The sequence below is a fragment of the Arthrobacter sp. 01L42 genome, assembly GCF_056400005.1.
Window position 1 is genome coordinate 168391 of sequence record NZ_JBFTSL010000006.1, and the last position, 19813, is coordinate 188203.

A 19813-nucleotide genomic window follows, 5' to 3' on the forward strand; every position below is an offset into this window, starting at 1 on the left:
GGCCCCGGAATGTTTGGTCAATTTGTCGTACACCTAGATTACATGCTTTCGGCGCCAACTGCTCGCCGGCCCGCCCCCTGTGGACAGTGTGGCGCCTCCCGCAACGGTGGCCGCAGCCACCGGCGCATGCGCGGTGCCGCGCATCTTCGATAGAGTTTCGTGATGTGCGCCCAGAAAAGGGCCGCTACGCCGGGCCTCCAGCCCCGGCAAAGACGCACGGAAGTGGTGAATTTCTCAGTGACCGAAGAGAATCCAAGGAACGACGCCGGGGCCATCCCGCCGCCGCCCTCGAGGCCGCCGACGTCCGCCCTGCCCGTCATTACAGCCGACCGTGCGCGGCCCACGAATCCTGCGGCGGCACCCGCAGCGGCGAAACCCGCGCGCCCGGCCCTTGCCGGCACCGCTTTCGCCGGCGCCAGGAAAGCGCTCTCACGCACCAAGAAGGCTCTCTCACGGCGGGCACGCCCCCTGGTCCGCCGGATCCGCCGGCAGGGGCCAAAGCGGCTCGGCGCGGCCGCGGCCGTCCTCGTGGTGCTTGCGCTTCTGGTCTGGTGGGCTGTGGCCGCATTTGCCGGCAGCGACCAGGCCTCCGCAGAAAACGACAGCCCGGCCCCCGCCGCTTCGTCGGCGTCCGCCCCCGCCAGCCGCGGGGCGTTGCCGCTGGAGGGCGTCAGCCCCCTGGACTTCCAGCTGCGGGACTGCTTCAAGGACTTCGACCCGGATGCGCAACAGTCCACCGTCGTGGACTGCGCCACCGGCCACTCGGCGCAGCTGGTCGCCGTGGAAAAATACGGGCCAGATGACTCGTACCCCGGCCGGGACCAGCTCAAGCAGAAGGCACGCGATGCCTGCAAGGCGGCTCCGCTCACGGCAAAGGCCGGCGACTACGACCTGAGCTACAAGCTGGCCTACCCGAGCCCGCGCAGCTGGGAGATGGGCGACCGGCGGGTCGACTGCTACGCCGCGACGAACGCCGGAAACGTCATCAAGGAGTCCCTGCTGCCCTAGGCTTGCCCGGCCAAGTGCGCTGGCAAGGCGCACGGTGTTGGCCCACCGGCAGGGTGCTGAGCGCCACTGGCGGCCGGGACGGGACCGGGCCGCCAGCGGCACCGAGCGCACCCGGGCCGGGGGCTACTCCTTGCGCCGGACCGAGAGTCCGCTGCCCGTGGACGCGCCGCCGTCGGGCCGGTCCGCGGCCGCCGGGCCCCCCATGGTGAGTTCCATCAGGTCCGGCGCGGTGTCCACCAGGACGGTGTCGCCGTCGGCGATTTCGCCGGCCAGGATGGCCTTTGCCAGCCGGTCGCCGATCTCGCGCTGCACCAGGCGGCGCAGCGGCCGCGCGCCGTACGCGGGATCGAAGCCGGACACGGCCAGCCAGGCGCGGGCACCCTCGGTAACTTCGAGGTTCAGCCGGCGGCCCTTGAGCCGCTCGCCCAGCTCCTTGACCTGCAGTTCCACGATCCGGGAGAGCTCCTCCACGCTCAGCGGATCGAACAGCACCACTTCATCGAGCCGGTTAAGGAACTCCGGCTTGAAGGAGGCGTTCACCGTGGCCATGACGGCGTTCTTCTTGGCCGCGGCGTCGAGGTTGGGGTCCACGAGGAACTGGCTGCCCAGGTTCGAGGTGAGCACCAGGATCACGTTGCGGAAGTCCACGGTGCGGCCCTGCCCGTCGGTGAGCCGGCCGTCGTCGAGCACCTGCAGGAGGATGTCGAAGACCTCGGGGTGGGCCTTTTCCACTTCGTCGAGCAGCAGCACGGAGTACGGGCGCCGCCGCACGGCCTCGGTAAGCTGGCCGCCCTCCTCATAGCCGACGTACCCGGGAGGCGCCCCGACGAGCCGGGCCACGGAGTGCTTCTCCGAATATTCGGACATGTCGATCCGCACCATCGCGCGCTCGTCGTCGAACAGGAAGTCCGCGAGGGACTTGGCGAGTTCGGTCTTGCCGACGCCGGTGGGGCCGAGGAACAGGAACGAGCCGGTGGGCCGGTTGGGGTCGCTGATCCCGGCGCGGGCGCGGCGCACCGCGTCGGAGACCGCGGCGACGGCCTGCTTCTGGCCGATCAGCCGCTCGCCCAGCACGTGCTCCATGTTCAGCAGCTTCTGGCTCTCGCCCTGGAGCATGCGCCCCGCGGGGATGCCGGTCCAGGCCGAAATCACCTCGGCGATGTCGTCGGCGGTAACCTGGTCGGCCACCATCTGCCCGGACTTGTCCGGCACGGCCGCTTCGGCCTCGGCGGCGGCGTTCAGTTCCCGTTCCAGGGCGGGGATCTCGCCGTAGAGGATCCTGGATGCGGTCTCCAGGTCCCCCTCGCGCTGGGCCTTGTCCGCGGCGGAGCGGAGCTCGTCAAGCTTGGCCCGCAGGTCGCCCACCCGGTTCAGGCCCGCCTTCTCGGCCTCCCACCGGGCGTTCAGGCCCGCGAGTTCCTCTTTCTTGTCCGCCATGTCCGCCCGCAGGGCCGCGAGCCGTTCCACCGAGGCGGGATCGGTCTCGCCGGCCAGGGCCAGTTCCTCCATGGTCAGGCGGTCTACCTGGCGGCGCAGCTGGTCGATCTCCTCCGGGGCCGAATCGATTTCCATGCGCAGCCGGGACGCGGCCTCGTCCACGAGGTCGATCGCCTTGTCCGGCAGCTGCCGGCCGGAGATGTACCGGTTGGAGAGCGTCGCGGCCGCCACGAGGGCGGAGTCGGAGATGGAGACCTTGTGGTGGGCCTCGTAGCGTTCCTTGAGGCCGCGCAGAATGCCGATGGTGTCCTCCACGCTGGGCTCGCCCACGTAGACCTGCTGGAACCGGCGCTCCAGGGCGGGGTCCTTTTCGATGTTCTCGCGGTACTCGTCCAGCGTGGTCGCACCGATGAGGCGCAACTCGCCGCGGGCCAGCATCGGCTTGAGCATGTTGCCGGCATCCATCGAGCTGTCCCCGGTGGCGCCGGCACCCACCACCGTGTGGAGCTCGTCGATGAACGTGACGATCTGCCCCTCAGAGTTCTTGATTTCCTCCAGGACAGTCTTGAGCCGCTCCTCGAATTCGCCGCGGTATTTCGCCCCGGCCACCATCGAGGCGAGGTCCAGGGCGATCAGCGTCTTGCCGCGCAGGCTTTCGGGCACGTCGCCTTCCACGATCCGCTGGGCGAGACCCTCGACGACGGCGGTCTTGCCGACGCCGGGCTCGCCGATGATGACGGGGTTGTTCTTGGTGCGGCGGCTCAGGACCTGGATGATCCGCCGGATCTCGGCATCACGGCCAATCACAGGGTCCAGCTTGCCCGAGCGGGCGACCGCAGTGAGGTCCGTGCCGTACTTCTCCAGCGCCTGGAACGAGTTTTCCGGGTCCGCGTTGTCCACTTTGCGGTCGCCGCGGACGCCCGGGAGGGCGGCCAGCAGCGCCTCGTGGGAGGCGCCGGCCTCGCGCAGGAGCTTCCCGACGCCGTCGCTCCCGGCGGCAAGGCCCAGCAGCAGGTGTTCGGTGGAAACAAAGGCGTCCCCGAGCCGCTCGGCCTCGTTCTGGGCATTCTTGATCGCCTGCAGCCCTGCCCGGGACAACTGCGCCTGCTGCACGCTGCTCCCGGAAGTCGACGGAAGGGCCTTGATGGCGGTGCTCGCCTGGACACTGACGGCGTCCGGGTCGGCACCGGTGGCGCGGAGCAGCGCGACGGCGACGCCCTCCCGCTGGTCCATGAGGGCCTTGAGCAAGTGAGCGGGCTCGAGCTGCGGGTTGCCCGCGGTCGAGGCGTTCATGGCGGCCGCAGCGAGGGCCTCCTGGCTCTTGGTGGTGAATTTGGCGTCCAACGAGGGCTCCTTCCGGAAAGGTTCTGATATCAAAGTTGAGTCTACATCGCTCAACTTTGATAAGAGGGCGGCTGGCTCCATGTTTGCCGACAGCGAAACGCCTGTCTAGGGCCGACCGCCCGCGGCCACCGTGCGCCCCGCGGCCGCGCACCCCTGCCGCGCACCCCGGCCGCTGGACATGCCCTCCCCTGGGCACCCCGCCGCTGGACATGCCCTCCCCCGCGCCCGAAGAGTGGCCATAGTGCCACTATGCCCAGCGCCCGGGCCCACGGCTGGACATGTCCCCCCGGCCCGGGAACGAACAATGGGCATGCCCCCCGGCCCGGGCACGAACAATGGGCATGTCCGACAGCAGTCGGTCTGCACGGCCCGCGTGAATGACTTAACGTTGCTTAACGATCGGCGGGGTCCTTACTGTAACTGGGGTCACAGCAAAACGAACCGACGCGAAGGAGGGCCGGACATGCACGAACACGCCATAAGCACCACCGTCGACGGCCCCGTACCGCCGGTTTCGGCCGCTGCCGTGGCCCGCGCTGCAGGGGTTTCCTCGGCTGCGGTCTCCTACGTCCTCAACGGCAAGGGCGGCGTCTCGCCCGAGACCCGGCGCCACATCATCCACGTGGCGAACGAGCTCGGCTTCAGGCCCCGTAAGCCGTCGCAGTCAACCGACCCGCAGCGGACCCGGGTCATCGGGCTGATCCTGCCGAACATCATCAATCCGATGTTTCCGCGCTGGGCGCAGGGCGTCATTACGGCCGCGGCGGAGTCCGGCTACGAAGTGTTCGTCGCCACCACCCAGGACGATCCGGAGGTGCTCGCCCAGGTCACCTCGACGCTCGCGCACCGCAACGTCGATGGCATCATCCTGGCCGCCTCGCTCCGGGACGACGCCACCGCGCTCCGCACGCTGAGGGCGGCCCGCATCCCCTACGTGTGCCTGTCCCGCCGGGCGGACTTCCTCGACTCGGATTTCGTCGGGATCGACGACGACGCCGCAGCCACCACGCTGATGCAGCACATGCTCAGCCACGGCTTCACCGAAATCGCCACCGTGATCGGCCCCCGGTTCTCAACGGCCTCCCTGGCCCGCGAACAGGCGTTTGTCCGCACAGCCGCCGCGGCGGGCATCACGATCAGCGGCGACCGGAAGATCAGCACCAGGGTGAACAACGAGGGCGGCCGGCTGGCGGCGGAGCGGCTCTTCTCGGCCGGAACGCCGCCGCAGGCCGTGGTCTGCGGCAGCGACGAGCTTGCCATCGGCGTCATGGAATACGCGTTGTCGCGCGGCCTGCGCATCCCGGACGACGTCGCCGTCGCCGGCTGTGACGGGCTGCCGCACAGCCGCTCCGGGCTGATCAACCTGACCAGCATTGTCCAACCGCAGCAGGAAATGGCCAACGAGGCGTTCGCCATGCTGCTCAAACGCATCGATTCCCCGTCCGCCACCTATACCTCGAAAGTGTGCCGGCACCGCCTGCACGTCGGGCGGACGTGCGGCTGCACGCCTCCTGACAGCTGAGGCCGCGCTACACGCGGGCCGGCCCGTCCGCGGCCAGCCCTACCCATTCCCGCGACCCTGACGAACCACGCGCCGCGCGCACTGCCGCGGCCGACTGCCTCCCGTTTGCCCTTTCCGCATGCCCGCCCCGACCACCTATCCCGCCCACGAGCCAAGGACCCCGACCCATGTCAGTTGTATCCGCAACAAAGAAGATGCGCACACCACAGGAAATCAACGGCGTGATCTTACGCCGCGTCATGCCGCTGCTGATCGGCGCCTACATCATGGCCTTCCTGGACCGCACCAACATCGGTATGGCCAAGGACCGGCTGGAGATCGACCTCGGCATCTCGGCCACCGCGTACGGCATCGGCGCCGGGCTGTTCTTCCTGACCTACGCCTTGTCCGAAATCCCGTCCAACCTGATCATGCACAAGGTCGGCGCCCGCTTCTGGATCATGCGGATCATGATCACCTGGGGCATCATCTCCGCCGGCATGGCCTTCGTCCAGGGCGAATGGTCCTTCTACATCATGCGGATGCTGCTCGGCGTGGCCGAAGCCGGACTCTTCCCGGGCGTCATGTACTTCCTGACGCAGTGGTTCGTGGTCAAGGACCGCGCCAAGGCCAACGGAATGTTCCTGCTCGGCGTCTCCATCGCCAACATTGTCGGGGCCCCGCTGGGCGGGCTGCTGCTGACCTTTGATGGGCTCGGCGGCCTGCACGGCTGGCAGTGGATGTTCCTCGTCGAAGGACTCCCGGCCTGCGTCCTCGCCTACGTCGTCTGGAAGAAGCTCCCGGACCGCCCCAGCATGGCGACGTTCCTCACCGCCGAGGAAGCCGCCGATCTCGAGGCCCGCATCGCCGCCGAGGAGACCGCCGGCGCCGCGGCCTCCGGCAACCACCTGCTCCGCGATGTCCTGAAGGACAAGCAGATCCTCCTCGTCGTCGGCGTCTACTTCACCCACCAGATCGCCGTCTACGCCCTGTCCTACTTCCTGCCCTCCATCATCGGCACGTACGGCAAGCTCAGCCCGCTGCAGATCGGCCTGCTGACGGCCATCCCGTGGATCTTCTCCGCGGCGGGCGCCCTGCTGGTCCCCCGCTTCGCCACCGACGGCCGCCGCTCCCGGATGCTGGTCACCGGCACCATGACCGGCATCGTCGCCGGCTTCGCCCTCGGCGCCGTCGGCGGGCCGCTGCTGGGCATGATCGGCTTCTGCCTCGCCGCCTTCAATTTCTTCGCCCTGCAGCCTATCCTCTTCACCTACCCGGCCACCCGGCTCAGCGGCGCCGCCCTCGCCGGCGGCATCGCCTTCGTCAACACCATCGGCCTCTGCGGCGGCTTCCTGGGCCCCTACGTCATGGGCTTCATGCAGGACGCCACCGGCTCCAAGCTCTCCGGCCTGTGGTTCATCGTGGGCATGTGCGTCATCGGCGCGCTGCTGTCCCTGCTGCTCAAGCGCGGCACGGAGAAGCCCGCGATTGTTCCGGCCGCCCACTGACGCACTGCTCCCACCGCCCGTTCCGGATGCGCCCCGCCGCGCGTTCGGAGCGGGTCCGCAAGCCATCTCACTGCAAGGACTACTCATGGATTTCACCGCCAAGCGCATTCTCGTCACCGCCGGAGCGAACGGCATCGGCCTGGCCATCGCCAGCAAGTTCCGGGAACTCGGCGCCACCGTCTTCGTCACCGACATCGACCCCGACGCCGTCGACAAGGCCCGCGTCAACGGGCTCCTCGCCGCGGTCAGCGACGTCTCGGACGAGGGCCAGGTCCGCGAACTCATGGACACCGTCCGGGACGCAATGGGCGGCCTCGACGTCCTCGTCAACAACGCCGGCATCGCCGGTCCCACCGGGCCCCTGGAATCCCTCGACGCCGCGGCGTGGAAGGCAACCTTCGACGTCAACATCCATGGCCAGTTCTTCTGCATCAAGCATGCCCTGCCCCTGCTGCGCGAGGGCAGCGGCGCCTCTATCGTGAACCTGTCCTCGGCCGCCGGGCGGCTGGGCATGGCCGGCCGCAGCGCCTATTCGGCGTCGAAGTGGGCCGTCGTCGGGCTGACCAAAACCCTCGCGATCGAACTTGGCCCGGACGGCATCCGCGTCAACGCCATCTGCCCCGGCGCCGTCAACGGCCCACGCATCGACTCCGTGATCGCCGCCAAGGCCCGGATGCTCGAGCTGCCGGCGGACGAGGTGTCCGCGCTGTACCACAACCAGTCCTCGCTGGGCCGGCTGATCGAGGCCGAGGACATCGCCAACATGGCCGCCTTCGTGGCCAGCGACATGGCCCGCAACGTCAACGGCCAGGCACTCGCCGTGGACGGCAACACCGAAAAGCTCTACTGACCTGAACTGAACTGCCTGGGGAGCCGGTCCGCCCCAGGCCGCCGCCCGCCCCGCACCCACGCTGCCCCGCCCCGCCCCGCCCCACCAAGGAGACATTCCCATGGCTGCTGCCCGCAAAGTCATCATCACCAGCGCCGTCACCGGCGCCATCCACACCCCGTCCATGTCCCCGCACCTGCCCGTCTCCCCCGACGAGATCGCCGACGCCGCGATCGGCGCCGCCGAGGCAGGCGCCGCGATCGTGCACATGCACGCCCGCGACCCCAGGGACGGCCGTCCCTCCCAGGACCCCGAGCACTTCGCCCCGATCCTGGACAAGCTCAAGCGCAACACCGACGCCGTCATCAACATCACCACGGGCGGCTCGCCGCACATGAGCGTCGAGGAGCGGATGCAGCCGGCGGCGCTGTTCAAGCCGGAGCTTGCCTCACTCAACATGGGCTCGATGAACTTCGGGCTGTACCCGATGCTGGACCGCTTCACCGAGTTCGGCCACGACTGGGAGCGCGAGGGGCTCGAAAAGAGCCGCGACCTCGTCTTCAAGAACACCTTCCAGGACATCGAGACCATCCTGGGCATCGGCAACCAGAACGGCACCCGCTTCGAGTTCGAGTGCTACGACATCTCGCACCTGAACAACCTCGCGCACTTCCACGGCCGCGGGCTGGCCAGGGGACCGCTGTTCGTCCAGTCGGTCTTCGGCCTGCTCGGCGGCATCGGCGCGCACCCCGAGGACCTCATGCACATGCGCCGCACGGCGGACCGCCTGCTCGGCGAGGACTACGAGTGGTCCATCCTGGGCGCCGGCAGGAACCAGATGCCGCTCGCCACGATCGGCGCCGCCATGGGCTCCCACGTCCGGGTGGGCCTGGAGGATTCCCTGTGGATCGGTCCCGGCCAGCTCGCCGCGTCCAACGCCGAACAGGTCACCCGGATCCGCACCATCCTGGAAGCCCTCAACTTTGAGGTCGCCACCCCCGACGAGGCGCGGCAGATGCTGCAGCTCAAGGGCCGGGAAAACGTAGGGTTCTGAGCCGATGAGCATCCTGGTGGCCCCGGACAGTTTCAAGGGCACCTTCACCGCTTCCGAGGTGGCCGGGCACATCGCGGCCGGCATCCGCACGGCCGGCGCGGCGGCCCGCGAGCTGCCCGTGGCCGACGGCGGCGAGGGCACCACCGAGGCCCTCGCCCGCGGTCTGGACGCCCGGCCCGTCCTTGTCACCACGGTCGGGCCGTGGGGCGAACCCGTCGAGGCGGCGGTCGGGCTCACCGCCGACGGGACCGCCGTCGTCGAACTGGCCGTCGCGAGCGGCCTCAACCTGCCGTCCGCCGGCGGCCGGGACCCGCTGACGGCGAGCACGTACGGCACCGGCGTCCTGATCGCGGAGGCCGCCCGGCACGGCGCACGCCGCATCGTGGTGGCGGCAGGGGGCTCGGCCACCACCGACGGCGGGGCCGGCGCCAACGCCGCGATCGAGGAACGCTGCGGGCTCCGCGGTGCCGAGCTGGTGATCCTGAGTGATGTCACGACGCGTTTTTCCGACGCCGCACGCGTGTTCGGGCCGCAGAAGGGAGCCGGGCCGGCCGCGGTTGAGCTGCTGACGCACAGACTCGAACTGCTCGCGGCGGAGTTCGCCCGGGACTACGGCCGCGATCCCCGTCTGGTGGACCGGACCGGCGCTGCGGGTGGCTTCTCCGGCGGAATGTGGGCCCGTTACGGCGCCCGCCTGGTCTCAGGGGCGGACTATGTCCTGGATCTGCTGGGCTTCGACGCGCAACTGGCCGCCAGCAGCGCGGTGGTGGTCGGCGAGGGCCGGCTGGATTCCCAGACCGGCCAGGGGAAGATCATCGGTGCCATCCTGGCCCGTGCCGGCACCACGCCGGTGTACGCGGTGGTGGGATCGGTGGATCCGGACCTCGGCGACTACGCAGACAGCTTTGCCCGCATCATCGTGGCCGGAGATCCGGCAGCCATGCAGGCGGCGGGGGCGGAACTGGCCCATGCGGCTTCGGCGGCTTCCCCTGCTGCTGGCGCTGCTCCTGCTGCTACTTACCCGTAAGTCCGCGGGACATGTCCTCCCTTGGCCCCGCGCCAGTGGACATACTCCCTTTGTGCCCATCCCCGGACCTGAAGACTGGACATGTCCTCCGCCGGACGTGGCCAAGGGACATGCCCTCCCCCGCTCCGCAAAATTGCCCAAAAACTGGACATGCCCATCGCTGCCACGTGTAACCGCCGGGCATGCCCTCCGCTGCCCCGTGCCAGTGGACATACGCCCTTTGTGCCCATCCCCGGACCTGAAGAGTGGACATGTGCCCCGCTGCCGGACGTGGCCACTGGACATGTCCTCCCGCGGCCGCACGATTGGCTGAAAACTGGACATGTCCCCCAGCGGGAACTGGCGAAAATCAACTCGTGAAGCCCGGCCTGGCGGAGCTCGGCGGCGCGAAGCCTGGCCCGGCCCGGAAGGCACCGCTAGGAGGGCGCGACTCGGAAGGAGCGGCTCAGAAGGAGTCGTCGGGTTAATGCGGCCCGGCTCGTGAAGCCCGGCCTGGCGCAGCTCGGCGGTGCGAAGTCTGGCCCGGCTCGAAAGTAGCTGCCCGGGAGGCCCGGCTCTGAAGGAGCGGTCCGGCGGCCGGGTCCCCCAAGGAGCCGGCCGCCGAACCAAACACTCCCACCCCCAAAGCTTGTCACAGGTTTGACAAAATTGTCACACGCCGCTCCGGGCCGTGCCGAGGCCCGTCGGTATTGTGGAATTCATGAATGACACGACGGCACCGCAGGATCCCGGGCACCGGAGCATATTCCTTGACAAGGCGCACCCCGCTGCCTGGCGCGCACTCAACGGGCTGGGCCTGAAAGCCAAGGAAGCCGCCACCGAGGCCGGGCTGGACGACACCCTCATCGAGTTGCTCAATGTCCGCATTTCGCAGATCAACGGCTGCGCCTTTTGCCTGGACATGCACGTGGGCGACGCCGTCAAGAACGGCGAGTCGGCCCAGCGCCTGGCCGTCCTCCCCGCATGGCGCGACACCACCCTGTTCTCCGAAAAGGAACGTGCAGCCCTGACGCTGGCCGAGGCCATCACCACCATCTCTGACGCCCATACCCGCGACCACGAAGGCGCACAGGCCAGACGGCACCTGACGGTCGAAGAATTTTCCGCCGTCAGCTGGCTGGCGATTACGATGAACGCGTTCAACCGGGTTTCCATCGTCAGCCAGCACCCGGTCCGCGACGCCCGCGGCTAAACCACCGTCCACTCCCGCCAGCAGCCCGCACCAGAACACCCGGTCGGCGGACAGGTGTCCGCGACTAAGGCGCCGGCAGTGCGCGGCTGGCTAAGCAATGAGCCGTAGCCACAACTGGCGTGCAGTCGTAAGCTCGAAAAGTGGGGCGGAGCCGCGGTCACCGAGGGAGCACTGCCATGAGGTGGGTCAGGCCGGGTCACCCGGAGTACGACGAAACACGAAGACTCTTCAACGCGATGATCGACCGCCATCCGGCCGTCATTGCCCCGTGCGCCGACCCGGTAGGGGTGGCCGAGGCGTTGGCGTATGCGCGGACACACGGCTTCGAAGTCGCCGTCCGGGCCGGCGGCCATTCCGTGTCCGGCATGTCCATGAACGACGGCGGCCTCGTGATCGACGTTCGTCCGATGAAATCCTTGCGGGTGGACCCGGAGGCCCGCACTGCCACGGTGGGCGCGGGCCTCACCTGCGGCGAGTTTGACCGCGCCACCCAGGAATACGGCCTCGCCATCACGGGCGGGCGGGTCTCCACGACCGGTCTCGCGGGTTTCACGCTCGGGGGCGGTTCCGGCTGGCTCGAGCGCGCCTTCGGCTTCGCCTGCGACGACCTCGTCTCCGTGGATCTGGTCACGGCCACCGGCGAGCAGGTGACGGCCAGCGCCCAGGAGAATCCCGAACTCTTCTGGGCCCTGCACGGCGGCGGCGGGAACTTCGGCGTCGCCACCTCGTTTACGTTCGGCCTGCATCAGCTGGGGCCACGCGTGCATGCCGGGGTGCTGATGTGGCCGGGGGACGCAGCCCCGGAACTCAGCCGCGGATACCGGGACCTGGCCTCCGCGGCTCCCAACGAAGAGTCCGCCACCCTCATCTACGGGATTGCACCGGCGGAACCCTTCGTGCCCGCGGCCATGGTGGGCAAGATGGCGGTGTACGTCGTGTATGTCTTCGCCGGGGATGCCGAGGAAGGCAAAGAACATGCCAGGGCATACCGGGAACTGGGCCCTGTTGTGGACCTGGTGGAAGACACCGGCTACGCAGACTTCCAGTGCTCCCTGGACGACCCGCCGGGCAAGTACAACTACTGGAGTGCCGACTACCACGATGAACTCTCCGACGACGCCCTGGACGTCATCATCGACTCGGCCCGGAACCTCCCGGGACCAAGCTCCCAGCAACTGATCGCCCATTGGGGCGGGGCGGTGAGCGGGCCGGCCGCCGCGGCCACCCCGCTGCTGAACCGGACCGCCAACTGGGTGAGCCACCCGTTCGGCCTGGGCGACACCCCGCAGGGCGGGCAGGACGCGAAGGCATGGGTCAAACGCTTCCGCCGGGACATCTCCCCCTACGCGACCGGGGGCGTCTGGCTGAACTTCATCGGCGACGAAGGCCAGGCCCGGATCCGCGCGGCCTACGGCGACGAAAACTACAAGCGGCTGGCAGAAGTGAAACGCGAGTTTGATCCCGGGAACGTGTTCCGCGGCAACCAGAACATCCGACCCGCCGTCGCGGTGTGACCACAACGGCGGTGGCCCCGCCGTCGCGGCATGACCCCGACGGCGGCGCCCGCCCGGCGCCCGCCCGGTGCCCGCACCGGTGCCCGCAGTCCGGGCCGCGCGTGTCCGCGGTCGGGGCTAGACTGCCACCATGGCCGTCTACGTCGATCCGCCGCTCTGGCCTGCCCACGGAACCCACTTTTCCCATCTGGTCTCGGACACGTCGCTCGCGGAACTGCACGCCTTCGCCGCAGCCGCCGGCATCCCCGGGCGAGCGTTCGACGGCGACCACTACGACGTCGCCGAGGCCCGCTACGAGGCCCTGGTGGCGGCCGGCGCCATTCCTGTGGAGGGCCGGGTCCTCGTCCGAAAGTTGATCGCCAGCGGGTTGCGGATCCCGGCCCGACGGCGCGGCAAGGCCCTCCGGGTCCCGCTCCTGAACCGCTGGAACGAGGCGTTGCCGGGCCACGACGCCCTCTTCCTGGACCTGCTGGACCGCTGGGGCGAGGAACACCGGAAGTACCACGGCCGCACCCACCTGCTGGCGGTGCTGGAAGCCCTGGACCTGCTGTGCGATCCGGCCGTTCCGCCCCGCGCCGTGCTGCTGGCCGCCTGGTTCCACGACGCCGTCTACCGCGGCGTGGCAGGCCAGGACGAGGAAGAGTCGGCGCGGCTGGCCGACGACCGGCTCCGGCATGCCGGTCTCCCGGCCGCCGAGGTGGACGAAGTGGTGCGCCTGGTGCTGCTGACGGCCGACCACTGTCCGGAGCCCGGAGACGACGACGGCGCCCTGCTCAGCGACGCCGACCTCTCCGTCCTCGGCGGGGAACCGGAGGCCTACGCCCGCTACCTCGCCGCCGTCAGGGAAGATTTCGCCCACATTGGCGACGCCGACTTCGCCGCCGGCCGCGCCTCCGTCGTCCGCCAGTTGCTGCAGCTCGATCCGCTCTTCCATACCGACCGTGGCCGGACACTGTGGCTGGACGCGGCCCGCCGGAACCTGCAGGGCGAACTCGCGTGAGCCGTGTGCCGGCCTCCCACCGGCGGCCGGCGGCTCAGGCAGCCACGCTGAGGTGATTCGCCAGCCGGTCGAACGACTCGCGCCACCCTTCGCCATGGCGGTCGCGGCTTTCCGCGGAGTCGAACGGCCCCTGGGTGAAGGTCATCTGCGTGCCGCCGTCGATCTCCTCCAACCGGATCGTCACCTCGGTCTCGAAGCCGCGGGTTCCGTCCGGCTTGTCCCAGGCATGGGTGAACACGAACAGGTGCGGCGGCTCGACATCGGTATGCACCCCGCTCCACCAGAATTGCTGCCCGGTACTGTCCTGAATCATGCAGGCGCGGTACAGGCCGCCGACTTCGAGGTCCGCGTCGACGCTCTCACGCGGGACGTGGAAGCCGCGCGGGCCCCACCACTGCGGAGCCTGGTCCGGGTCCGTCAAAGCCGACCACACGCCCTGGATCGGCGCCCTGAACTCGCGGACAATGACCAGCATGAGGTCCGTGTCGCCGTTTGCCGTTTGGCTCATGGTCCTCTCCCTCGGATTGCTTGAACTGACAGGCGAAGTGCCCCCGGCCTGCTGGCTGCGCTGCCGCCGCCTAGCGCCGGCCGGGGCTGTAGGCGGTCACATACGGGGTGTTGCTCGGGATGATTTGTTTGCCGAGCGGCATCAGCGAGATGGGTATGAGCTTGAGATTGGCGATCGCCAGCGGAATGCCGATAATCGTGATGGCCATGGCGAAGGCCGTAACGACGTGCGCGATCGCGATCCAGATCCCGGCCACAAGCAGCCAGATGACATTTCCCACCAGGGTGAATATGCCGTTGCCGCCGGGCTTGTCCACCACCATGCGGCCGAACGGCCACAAGGCATAGGATGCGATGCGGAACGAGGCCAGGCCCCACGGAATGGTGACGACCAGCAGGCAGCAGACGACGCCGGCCAGGAAATATCCCAGGGCAAGCCACAGGCCGCCGAAGAGCAGCCAGATGATGTTCAAGAGTGTCTTCATGGATTAATTCTCGCCCGTAGGAGTGACATTCGGATCAGTGGTTTACCCGGAAAGATCCCTGACTTTCGAGCCCAACCCCGGACAGGTTTCCACGAGCCCGGTCCACGGGTGCCCGTCCGGGTTGGGCCCGCCTCGTCGGTGCTTAGGTATCGGCCTGTTTGACCATGGCGGCCTCAACGTTGATCTTGACCTTGTCGCTGACCAGCAGGCCGCCCGCTTCAAGGGCGGCGTTCCACGTCAGGCCGAATTCCTTCCGGCTGATGTCCGCCTCGGCACTGAATCCGGCCCGGGTGGCGCCGAAGGGGTCCACCGCCACACCGGTGTACTCGACTTCGAGCTCCACCGGCTTGGTGACTCCACGGATTGTGAGCTCGCCGGTCAGCACATAGTCTTCCCCCTCGCCCCGGATCCCGGTGGCCCGAAAAGTCATGTCGGGGAACTGCTCAACGTCGAAGAAGTCCGGGCCGCGGACGTGGCCGTCGCGGTTGGCGTCGCCCGAATCGAAGCTGGCGGTCTTGACCGTGGCGTGCAGGCTTGCGTCCGCCAGCGACTCGCGCACCCTTGCCTCGGCGGAGGCCTCGTTGAACCGGCCGCGGACCTTGCTGATGCCCGCGTGGCGGACGCTGAAACCGATTTCGCTGTGGGACATGTCCAATGTCCACACTCCGGGGGTCAAACCTTCGGGCAGAGTCACAACGGTCTCCTTCGAGCGGTGGCGGGCCTGCCCCGCCGGGGCGGTCGGGGTATTCCCCACTCTGCATGCTAACGAGGAAGCCCGTCCCGGGCTAGGTCCCACCGGCCCTGACGCGGGACACGCGGCACGCGACACGCCAGCGGCCACCCCGGCGGCGGCGTCGCGCGTCGGCGTCGCGCGGCGGCGGCGGGATTTCCGACGGCGGGTCCAGCGATCCGGGGCCGGACGCGTTCTCTGGCCTTCGCTCCACGGCCGGGTTACTCTGGCCTATAAATGCCGGCCAATCACCGAATTTCGCAGAACTATTTACACAGTCCTGATCAACCAAATGATGTGAGGAATCGTGGCCAGGTCCCTGGGGAAACATGGCAAGGCGGGTATCGGCGCTTGCTTGCTGAGCCTGGGTCTGTTGCTTTCCGCCTGCCAGCCCGGGCCGCCGGAACCCGCACCGCGCCCGAGCCCCGGCACGCCGTCGTCCCCCGCGCCGTCGCCCCCATCGCCGTCCACCGCACCGCCGTCGTCGTCTGCCGCGCCGTCGGCCGGCGAGCCCGTGCATTTCACCGCCCAGGGTGACATCGGCGTAGGCTCGGGCGCCAAGAAAGTGCTCGACGCCGTTGCCGGCCTCAAGCCGCACCTGAACCTGGCTCTGGGCGACTTCGCATACAAGGCCGGGCTCGAACAGGAGTTCTGCGACATGGTCACCGCCCGTCTCGGCGAGAACTTCCCGTACCAGTTGGTGACCGGAAACCACGAGAGTGACGGCCGGGATGGCGACATCGAGAAGTATGTCCAGTGCCTGCCCAACAAAATGCCCGGCCTCCAGGGCGAATACGGCGTCCAATGGCGCCTCGATGTCCCCGAGCAGAATCCGGTTGTCCGCTTCATCATGGTTTCCCCCGGCATCGATTTCCGGGGCGGGGAGCCGCTGGACTACTCAAGGGACAGCGAACGCTGGCGCTGGACCGCGGACGCCATCGACGAGGCCAAATCGCAGAACATCCCCTGGACGGTGGTGGGCATGCATACCCCGTGCCTGAGCGTCGGCAACTACGACTGCCAGGCGGGGCAGGACTTTACGAACATGCTGATCGAAAAGCAGGTGGACCTGGTCCTGTCCGGCCACGACCACGTCTATCAGCGGACGCATCAACTGGCCACGGGCGGAGGCTGCGCGGAACTCGTTCCCGCGACCTTCGCCTCCGCATGCCTGGCCGATACCGATGACGCCATGGCCCAGGGCTCGGGGACTGTGTTCGCCACCGTCGGCGTTGGCGGCGTCGGACTCTACAACGTCCGATCCGAGGACCCGGAGATGCGCTACTTCGCCAGCACATCCGGGAAGAACCAGGACCCGGCTTTTGGGACCCTGGATGTCATGGCGACGGCGGATGAACTTGCCGCCCGGTTCATTCCCGCCGACGGCTACAGCTTCTCGGATTCCTTTACCCTCCGCCGGTAATCTGCTGCGGCATTCGGCGGCAGGTGTGCGGGCTCAGGTGTGCGGCGGCGGGTAAGCCGTCGGACGCGCCCCGAGAGGGATCAGGCCGGCACCCAGATGCTGACCCAGTCCAGGTAGACGTGGCCCTGGGTTTCCGGAGCCGGACACAGAGGCAGGCAGGATTCGGTCTGCAGGATGAAATGCATGGGCGTCGAGGGCACGTCCGTTGTGCTCGCGCCGATGGATCGTCCGTCAATGAAGAACTCAACGCGACCGGGGGTCCACTCAGTCGTGGCAACATGCCAGTCTGTGGAAACTTTATTGGAAAAGAACTGTTCAAAACGCTTTGGATCCAAGGACATGAAATGGGCAGCTGCCGTCAGGATTGCTCCGAGGTCGCCTTCGGGGAAATCTATCTCCCCGTCCCGCGGCCAGATGCCACTATCCGGCCACAGGAGCCACGCCGTCTTGAAGCCAGGCATGACATCCCCCCTGTACCGGACTGAGTAGCGGCCGTACAGCATGCTGTTGGCTCTCGGGGGATTCTTGCTGGCATTCGGAAATTTGGGCGTGGGCGCGGCACCCATGAAGACACCGTTTTCAGAATGCATGAACCAGTCCAGAACGCCGTTTTTGACGCTCAGGACTTTCGAGGGATAGTAGCCCGATTTTCCGCCGCTGACCTGTCCGTCCGTATCCGGCGTTCCGTCTTTGTATCCGGCACTCCACCGGTCCCGGTAAAGCGGCCCGGGAAAAGAGCCCAAGGGGACGTCGCCGCCGGAGAAGTCCTCCACAAAGACGTTCCTCCATCCGGGCAGATCCCCCGACATGGCCGTGTCAGTGGTCCGGTCCGGAGGCGGTGCCGATGTCCGGTCAGGCCGGGACGCCGGCGCGCTCCCAGTCGCAGGGGCGGCAGTGGCGGCGCCACCTGCCGGCGGCTCAGTCGGCGCCACCGACTGGAGCCCGGGCTGGGCCCCTGTTCCGGCGTCGGTCGGCGGAGCCGCCGGCGAGGCCGAAATGGACGTGAACAGCGGCCGCTCGCCCCCTGGAGCGGCATCCGTGCCGCACGCCGCCAGGGCCAGGACCATGACCATGGCGGGAACCGCCATGGTCATGAAAGTCAGGAGACGCCGGCGACATGCCGGCAAGCGCCCCCAATTAACGGGTGTCCGCATCCGGCCAGTGTCGCATGGAGGCAACCGCCCATCAACAGTTTTGCCTCAAATTTGGTTGAAGGTTCCAGTTAATCCAAGGTTAATGCAAGGTGGCGAAACCAAACTTTAACCCTGGGGTATATCACTAAGTTGTCGACGACCGAACAGCGTAAGCATTGGGTCTATTTTCCGGTTGGAGGAGTCGGAAAGCGCTGTAGTTGCGACGAGCAGAATACGTCATTGAGTGGTGAGGCCAGTGTCCATCCCGAATCTCAAGCCGAACGTGCGCCCCCAAACGACGCCCCCGCCGGCAAATCCCTCGGTCAGCGTGGTGATCCCCACTTTGAACGAGGCAATGAACCTGCCGTGGGTGCTGCGGCGTATGCCTTCCTATGTGGATGAGGTGGTAATTGTTGACGGCCGTTCCCTGGACGGCACAGTGGAGGTGGCCAGGGCCTTGCGCCTGGACGTCGTGGTGGTGGCAGAGCCCCGCCCTGGCAAAGGCAACGCCGTGCGGGCCGGATTCGCCGCAGCCTCCGGCGACATCATCGTCATGCTCGACGGCGACGGCAGTATGGACCCCCAGGAGATCGGCTGGCTGGTGACTCCGCTCCAGCACGAATACGACTTCGTCAAAGGCTCCCGCTATGTGACGGGCGGCGGCTCAGACGATCTCACATGGCTGCGCAGCGGCGGAAACAAGATGCTCACCCGGCTCGCCAACACTGTCCTCCACAGCGACTACTCGGACCTTTGCTACGGCTACATCGCCCTGCGCCGCGAATGCGTTGACATTCTGGAGCTGGAGTCCGACGGGTTCGAGATCGAAACTGAACTGATTGTGCGGGCCTCAAGGGCGGGCCTGCGCATTGCCGAGGTACCCAGCCACGAACTGTCCCGCATCTCCGGGCAGTCAAACCTGCATACCTTCCGGGACGGCTGGCGGGTCCTCCGCACCCTGGCCCGCGAGCGCGTGAGCTGGGAAGCCCCGACCGCCGGCGCCCGCCCCGAAGCCCTGCGTCGGGTCAAGTACAAATACCCCAACGAGGTCTTCCCGCACGTTCCCACCGATCCCAGCAGCGTCCTGGGCGTACGGGCAGGCGAATAGGATGTCCGAGAACTCCAGCCTTCCGGAAGTATCCGTGGTCATTTGCTCCTACTCGGAGGACCGGTGGGACCGGCTGATCGGCGCCCTGGACTCGGTCCGCACCCAGACCTTCCCACCCAAGCAGACGATCGTCGTCGTGGACTACAACGTGGACTTGTACAAGCGCCTGATCTTTACCGTCCCGGATGCCGTAATTATCGAGAACGCCGGACCCAAGGGTCTCTCGGGCGCCCGCAACACCGGAGCAGGCATCGCCAAGGCCGAGATCGTGGCCTTCCTCGATGACGATGCCGAAGCCGAGCCGGACTGGCTCGAACGGCTCGCGGCGATGTACGACGATCCCGACGTTCTGGCGGTCGGCGGCCGGGTGGAACCGCTCTGGGAAGCCGGACGGCCAGGCTACTTCGCCAACGAGCTCGACTGGATTGTCGGCTGCACGTACCGGGGAATGCCCAAAGTCGCCGCCGAGGTCCGCAACGTCATTGGCGCGAACATGTCCTTCCGCGCCAGCGTCCTGGAACGGGTCGGCGGTTTCAACACAACCTTGGGCCGCCAGGACGCCGTCCCGCTGGGCTGCGAAGAGACCGAACTGTGCATCCGCGCGGTGATCGGAGCTCCCGGATCCCGGGTGGTCTATGAGCCCGCGGCCCTGGTGCACCACCACGTTCCGGCCGAGCGCGGCACCTTGCGCTACATGCTGGCCCGTTCCTGGGGCGAAGGGATTTCCAAGGCACAGGTCAGCAGGGTCGTCGGCCACAAACGGGCACTTGGTCCCGAACGGCGCTATGTCCGGCAGGTCCTGCCTCGTGCAGTATTCGCCGGAATCCGCGGCTGGCTCGGCGGCGGGGACCGTGCCGGGCTCGGCCGGGCAGCGGCCATCATCGCCGTGCTCGCGGCCACCGCGACCGGCTATGTGCGCGGCCGCCGGCTGCCTGCGGCGCCGTCGCCGGCCAAAGCGGCTGTTGTGACGCCGGAAGAGCCGTGGCGGGAAGTCAAATGAACCGCGCTGCGCC

17 protein-coding genes are annotated in these 19813 nt (G+C 68.0%); 12 read left to right on the plus strand and 5 right to left on the minus strand.

Features of this window, described 5'->3' with window-relative positions; translation table 11 throughout:
- Nucleotides 1-237: 237 nt before the first annotated feature.
- Complete coding sequence (locus tag AC1DN2_RS07175; protein WP_476849778.1) at nucleotides 238-1008, plus strand: septum formation family protein; 771 nt, start codon at nucleotides 238-240, stop codon at nucleotides 1006-1008.
- Nucleotides 1009-1131: 123 nt separating this feature from the next.
- On the opposite strand, the gene clpB is transcribed toward AC1DN2_RS07175, so the two are convergent.
- Complete coding sequence (gene clpB, locus AC1DN2_RS07180; RefSeq protein ID WP_476849779.1) at nucleotides 1132-3789, minus strand: ATP-dependent chaperone ClpB; 2658 nt, start codon at nucleotides 3787-3789, stop codon at nucleotides 1132-1134.
- Between the two features lie 463 nt (nucleotides 3790-4252).
- Here clpB and AC1DN2_RS07185 point away from each other — a divergent pair, with 463 nt between their 5' ends.
- From AC1DN2_RS07185 to AC1DN2_RS07220, 8 genes are all read left to right on the plus strand, one after another.
- Nucleotides 4253-5311 (plus strand): LacI family DNA-binding transcriptional regulator, encoded by a 1059-nt coding sequence (locus AC1DN2_RS07185; protein ID WP_043434495.1) that lies wholly within the window; start codon nucleotides 4253-4255, stop codon nucleotides 5309-5311.
- Between the two features lie 167 nt (nucleotides 5312-5478).
- Nucleotides 5479-6798 carry an MFS transporter gene (locus tag AC1DN2_RS07190; protein WP_476849780.1) on the plus strand — a complete coding sequence of 440 codons (1320 nt, stop codon included), beginning with the start codon at nucleotides 5479-5481 and terminating at the stop codon, nucleotides 6796-6798.
- Nucleotides 6799-6883: 85 nt separating this feature from the next.
- Nucleotides 6884-7648, plus strand: coding sequence for an SDR family oxidoreductase (locus AC1DN2_RS07195; protein WP_476849781.1), 765 nt, complete (start codon nucleotides 6884-6886; stop codon nucleotides 7646-7648).
- 100 nt (nucleotides 7649-7748) lie between these two features.
- Nucleotides 7749-8681 carry a 3,5-dioxohexanoate:acetyl-CoA acetone transferase gene (gene kce / locus AC1DN2_RS07200; RefSeq protein WP_028275471.1) on the plus strand — a complete coding sequence of 311 codons (933 nt, stop codon included), beginning with the start codon at nucleotides 7749-7751 and terminating at the stop codon, nucleotides 8679-8681.
- Between the two features lie 4 nt (nucleotides 8682-8685).
- On the plus strand, nucleotides 8686-9708 hold the full coding sequence (locus AC1DN2_RS07205; RefSeq protein WP_476849782.1) for a glycerate kinase: 1023 nt from the start codon (nucleotides 8686-8688) through the stop codon (nucleotides 9706-9708).
- Between the two features lie 700 nt (nucleotides 9709-10408).
- Nucleotides 10409-10900, plus strand: coding sequence for a carboxymuconolactone decarboxylase family protein (locus AC1DN2_RS07210; protein WP_476849783.1), 492 nt, complete (start codon nucleotides 10409-10411; stop codon nucleotides 10898-10900).
- A gap of 176 nt (nucleotides 10901-11076) precedes the next feature.
- Nucleotides 11077-12414, plus strand: a complete 1338-nt coding sequence (locus AC1DN2_RS07215) for an FAD-binding oxidoreductase (RefSeq protein WP_476849784.1) — start codon at nucleotides 11077-11079, stop codon at nucleotides 12412-12414.
- A gap of 130 nt (nucleotides 12415-12544) precedes the next feature.
- Nucleotides 12545-13414, plus strand: a complete 870-nt coding sequence (locus tag AC1DN2_RS07220) for a DUF4031 domain-containing protein (protein WP_476849785.1) — start codon at nucleotides 12545-12547, stop codon at nucleotides 13412-13414.
- 34 nt (nucleotides 13415-13448) lie between these two features.
- Here the strand turns inward: AC1DN2_RS07220 and AC1DN2_RS07225 are convergent, their stop codons facing one another.
- From AC1DN2_RS07225 to AC1DN2_RS07235, 3 genes are all read right to left on the minus strand, one after another.
- Nucleotides 13449-13922 carry an SRPBCC family protein gene (locus AC1DN2_RS07225; RefSeq protein ID WP_223917130.1) on the minus strand — a complete coding sequence of 158 codons (474 nt, stop codon included), beginning with the start codon at nucleotides 13920-13922 and terminating at the stop codon, nucleotides 13449-13451.
- 70 nt (nucleotides 13923-13992) lie between these two features.
- Nucleotides 13993-14406 (minus strand): YccF domain-containing protein, encoded by a 414-nt coding sequence (locus AC1DN2_RS07230; protein WP_028275466.1) that lies wholly within the window; start codon nucleotides 14404-14406, stop codon nucleotides 13993-13995.
- Nucleotides 14407-14548: 142 nt separating this feature from the next.
- Nucleotides 14549-15100 (minus strand): YceI family protein, encoded by a 552-nt coding sequence (locus tag AC1DN2_RS07235; RefSeq protein WP_028275465.1) that lies wholly within the window; start codon nucleotides 15098-15100, stop codon nucleotides 14549-14551.
- A gap of 409 nt (nucleotides 15101-15509) precedes the next feature.
- On the opposite strand from AC1DN2_RS07235, the gene AC1DN2_RS07240 reads away from it, so the two are divergent.
- Nucleotides 15510-16559, plus strand: coding sequence for a metallophosphoesterase (locus AC1DN2_RS07240; RefSeq protein ID WP_476849786.1), 1050 nt, complete (start codon nucleotides 15510-15512; stop codon nucleotides 16557-16559).
- Nucleotides 16560-16639: 80 nt separating this feature from the next.
- Here AC1DN2_RS07240 and AC1DN2_RS07245 read toward each other — a convergent pair whose 3' ends face one another.
- Nucleotides 16640-17653 (minus strand): glycoside hydrolase family 16 protein, encoded by a 1014-nt coding sequence (locus tag AC1DN2_RS07245; protein WP_476849787.1) that lies wholly within the window; start codon nucleotides 17651-17653, stop codon nucleotides 16640-16642.
- A 295-nt stretch (nucleotides 17654-17948) separates the two neighbouring features.
- Between AC1DN2_RS07245 and AC1DN2_RS07250 the strand changes: the two genes are divergently transcribed.
- Together AC1DN2_RS07250 and AC1DN2_RS07255 are read left to right on the plus strand one after the other, a co-directional pair.
- Nucleotides 17949-18800 carry a glycosyltransferase family 2 protein gene (locus tag AC1DN2_RS07250; RefSeq protein ID WP_243180637.1) on the plus strand — a complete coding sequence of 284 codons (852 nt, stop codon included), beginning with the start codon at nucleotides 17949-17951 and terminating at the stop codon, nucleotides 18798-18800.
- 1 nt (nucleotide 18801) lies between these two features.
- A complete protein-coding gene (locus tag AC1DN2_RS07255) occupies nucleotides 18802-19800 on the plus strand; it encodes a glycosyltransferase family 2 protein (protein WP_476849788.1) in 999 nt (332 codons plus the stop codon).
- The last annotated feature ends 13 nt before the right edge of the window (nucleotides 19801-19813 follow it).

Bases quoted from the DNA above. Each gene is read 5' to 3' on its own strand.
- AC1DN2_RS07255 (WP_476849788.1), top strand. From the start codon at position 18,802: ATGTCCGAGAACTCCAGCCTTCCGGAAGTATCCGTGGTCATTTGCTCC.
- AC1DN2_RS07210 (WP_476849783.1), top strand. From the start codon at position 10,409: ATGAATGACACGACGGCACCGCAGGATCCCGGGCACCGGAGCATATTC.
- AC1DN2_RS07195 (WP_476849781.1), top strand. From the start codon at position 6,884: ATGGATTTCACCGCCAAGCGCATTCTCGTCACCGCCGGAGCGAACGGC.
- AC1DN2_RS07220 (WP_476849785.1), top strand. From the start codon at position 12,545: ATGGCCGTCTACGTCGATCCGCCGCTCTGGCCTGCCCACGGAACCCAC.
- AC1DN2_RS07230 (WP_028275466.1), bottom strand. From the start codon at position 14,406: ATGAAGACACTCTTGAACATCATCTGGCTGCTCTTCGGCGGCCTGTGG.
- AC1DN2_RS07215 (WP_476849784.1), top strand. From the start codon at position 11,077: ATGAGGTGGGTCAGGCCGGGTCACCCGGAGTACGACGAAACACGAAGA.
- AC1DN2_RS07205 (WP_476849782.1), top strand. From the start codon at position 8,686: ATGAGCATCCTGGTGGCCCCGGACAGTTTCAAGGGCACCTTCACCGCT.
- AC1DN2_RS07190 (WP_476849780.1), top strand. From the start codon at position 5,479: ATGTCAGTTGTATCCGCAACAAAGAAGATGCGCACACCACAGGAAATC.
- AC1DN2_RS07185 (WP_043434495.1), top strand. From the start codon at position 4,253: ATGCACGAACACGCCATAAGCACCACCGTCGACGGCCCCGTACCGCCG.
- AC1DN2_RS07245 (WP_476849787.1), bottom strand. From the start codon at position 17,653: ATGACCATGGCGGTTCCCGCCATGGTCATGGTCCTGGCCCTGGCGGCG.
- kce (WP_028275471.1), top strand. From the start codon at position 7,749: ATGGCTGCTGCCCGCAAAGTCATCATCACCAGCGCCGTCACCGGCGCC.
- AC1DN2_RS07225 (WP_223917130.1), bottom strand. From the start codon at position 13,922: ATGAGCCAAACGGCAAACGGCGACACGGACCTCATGCTGGTCATTGTC.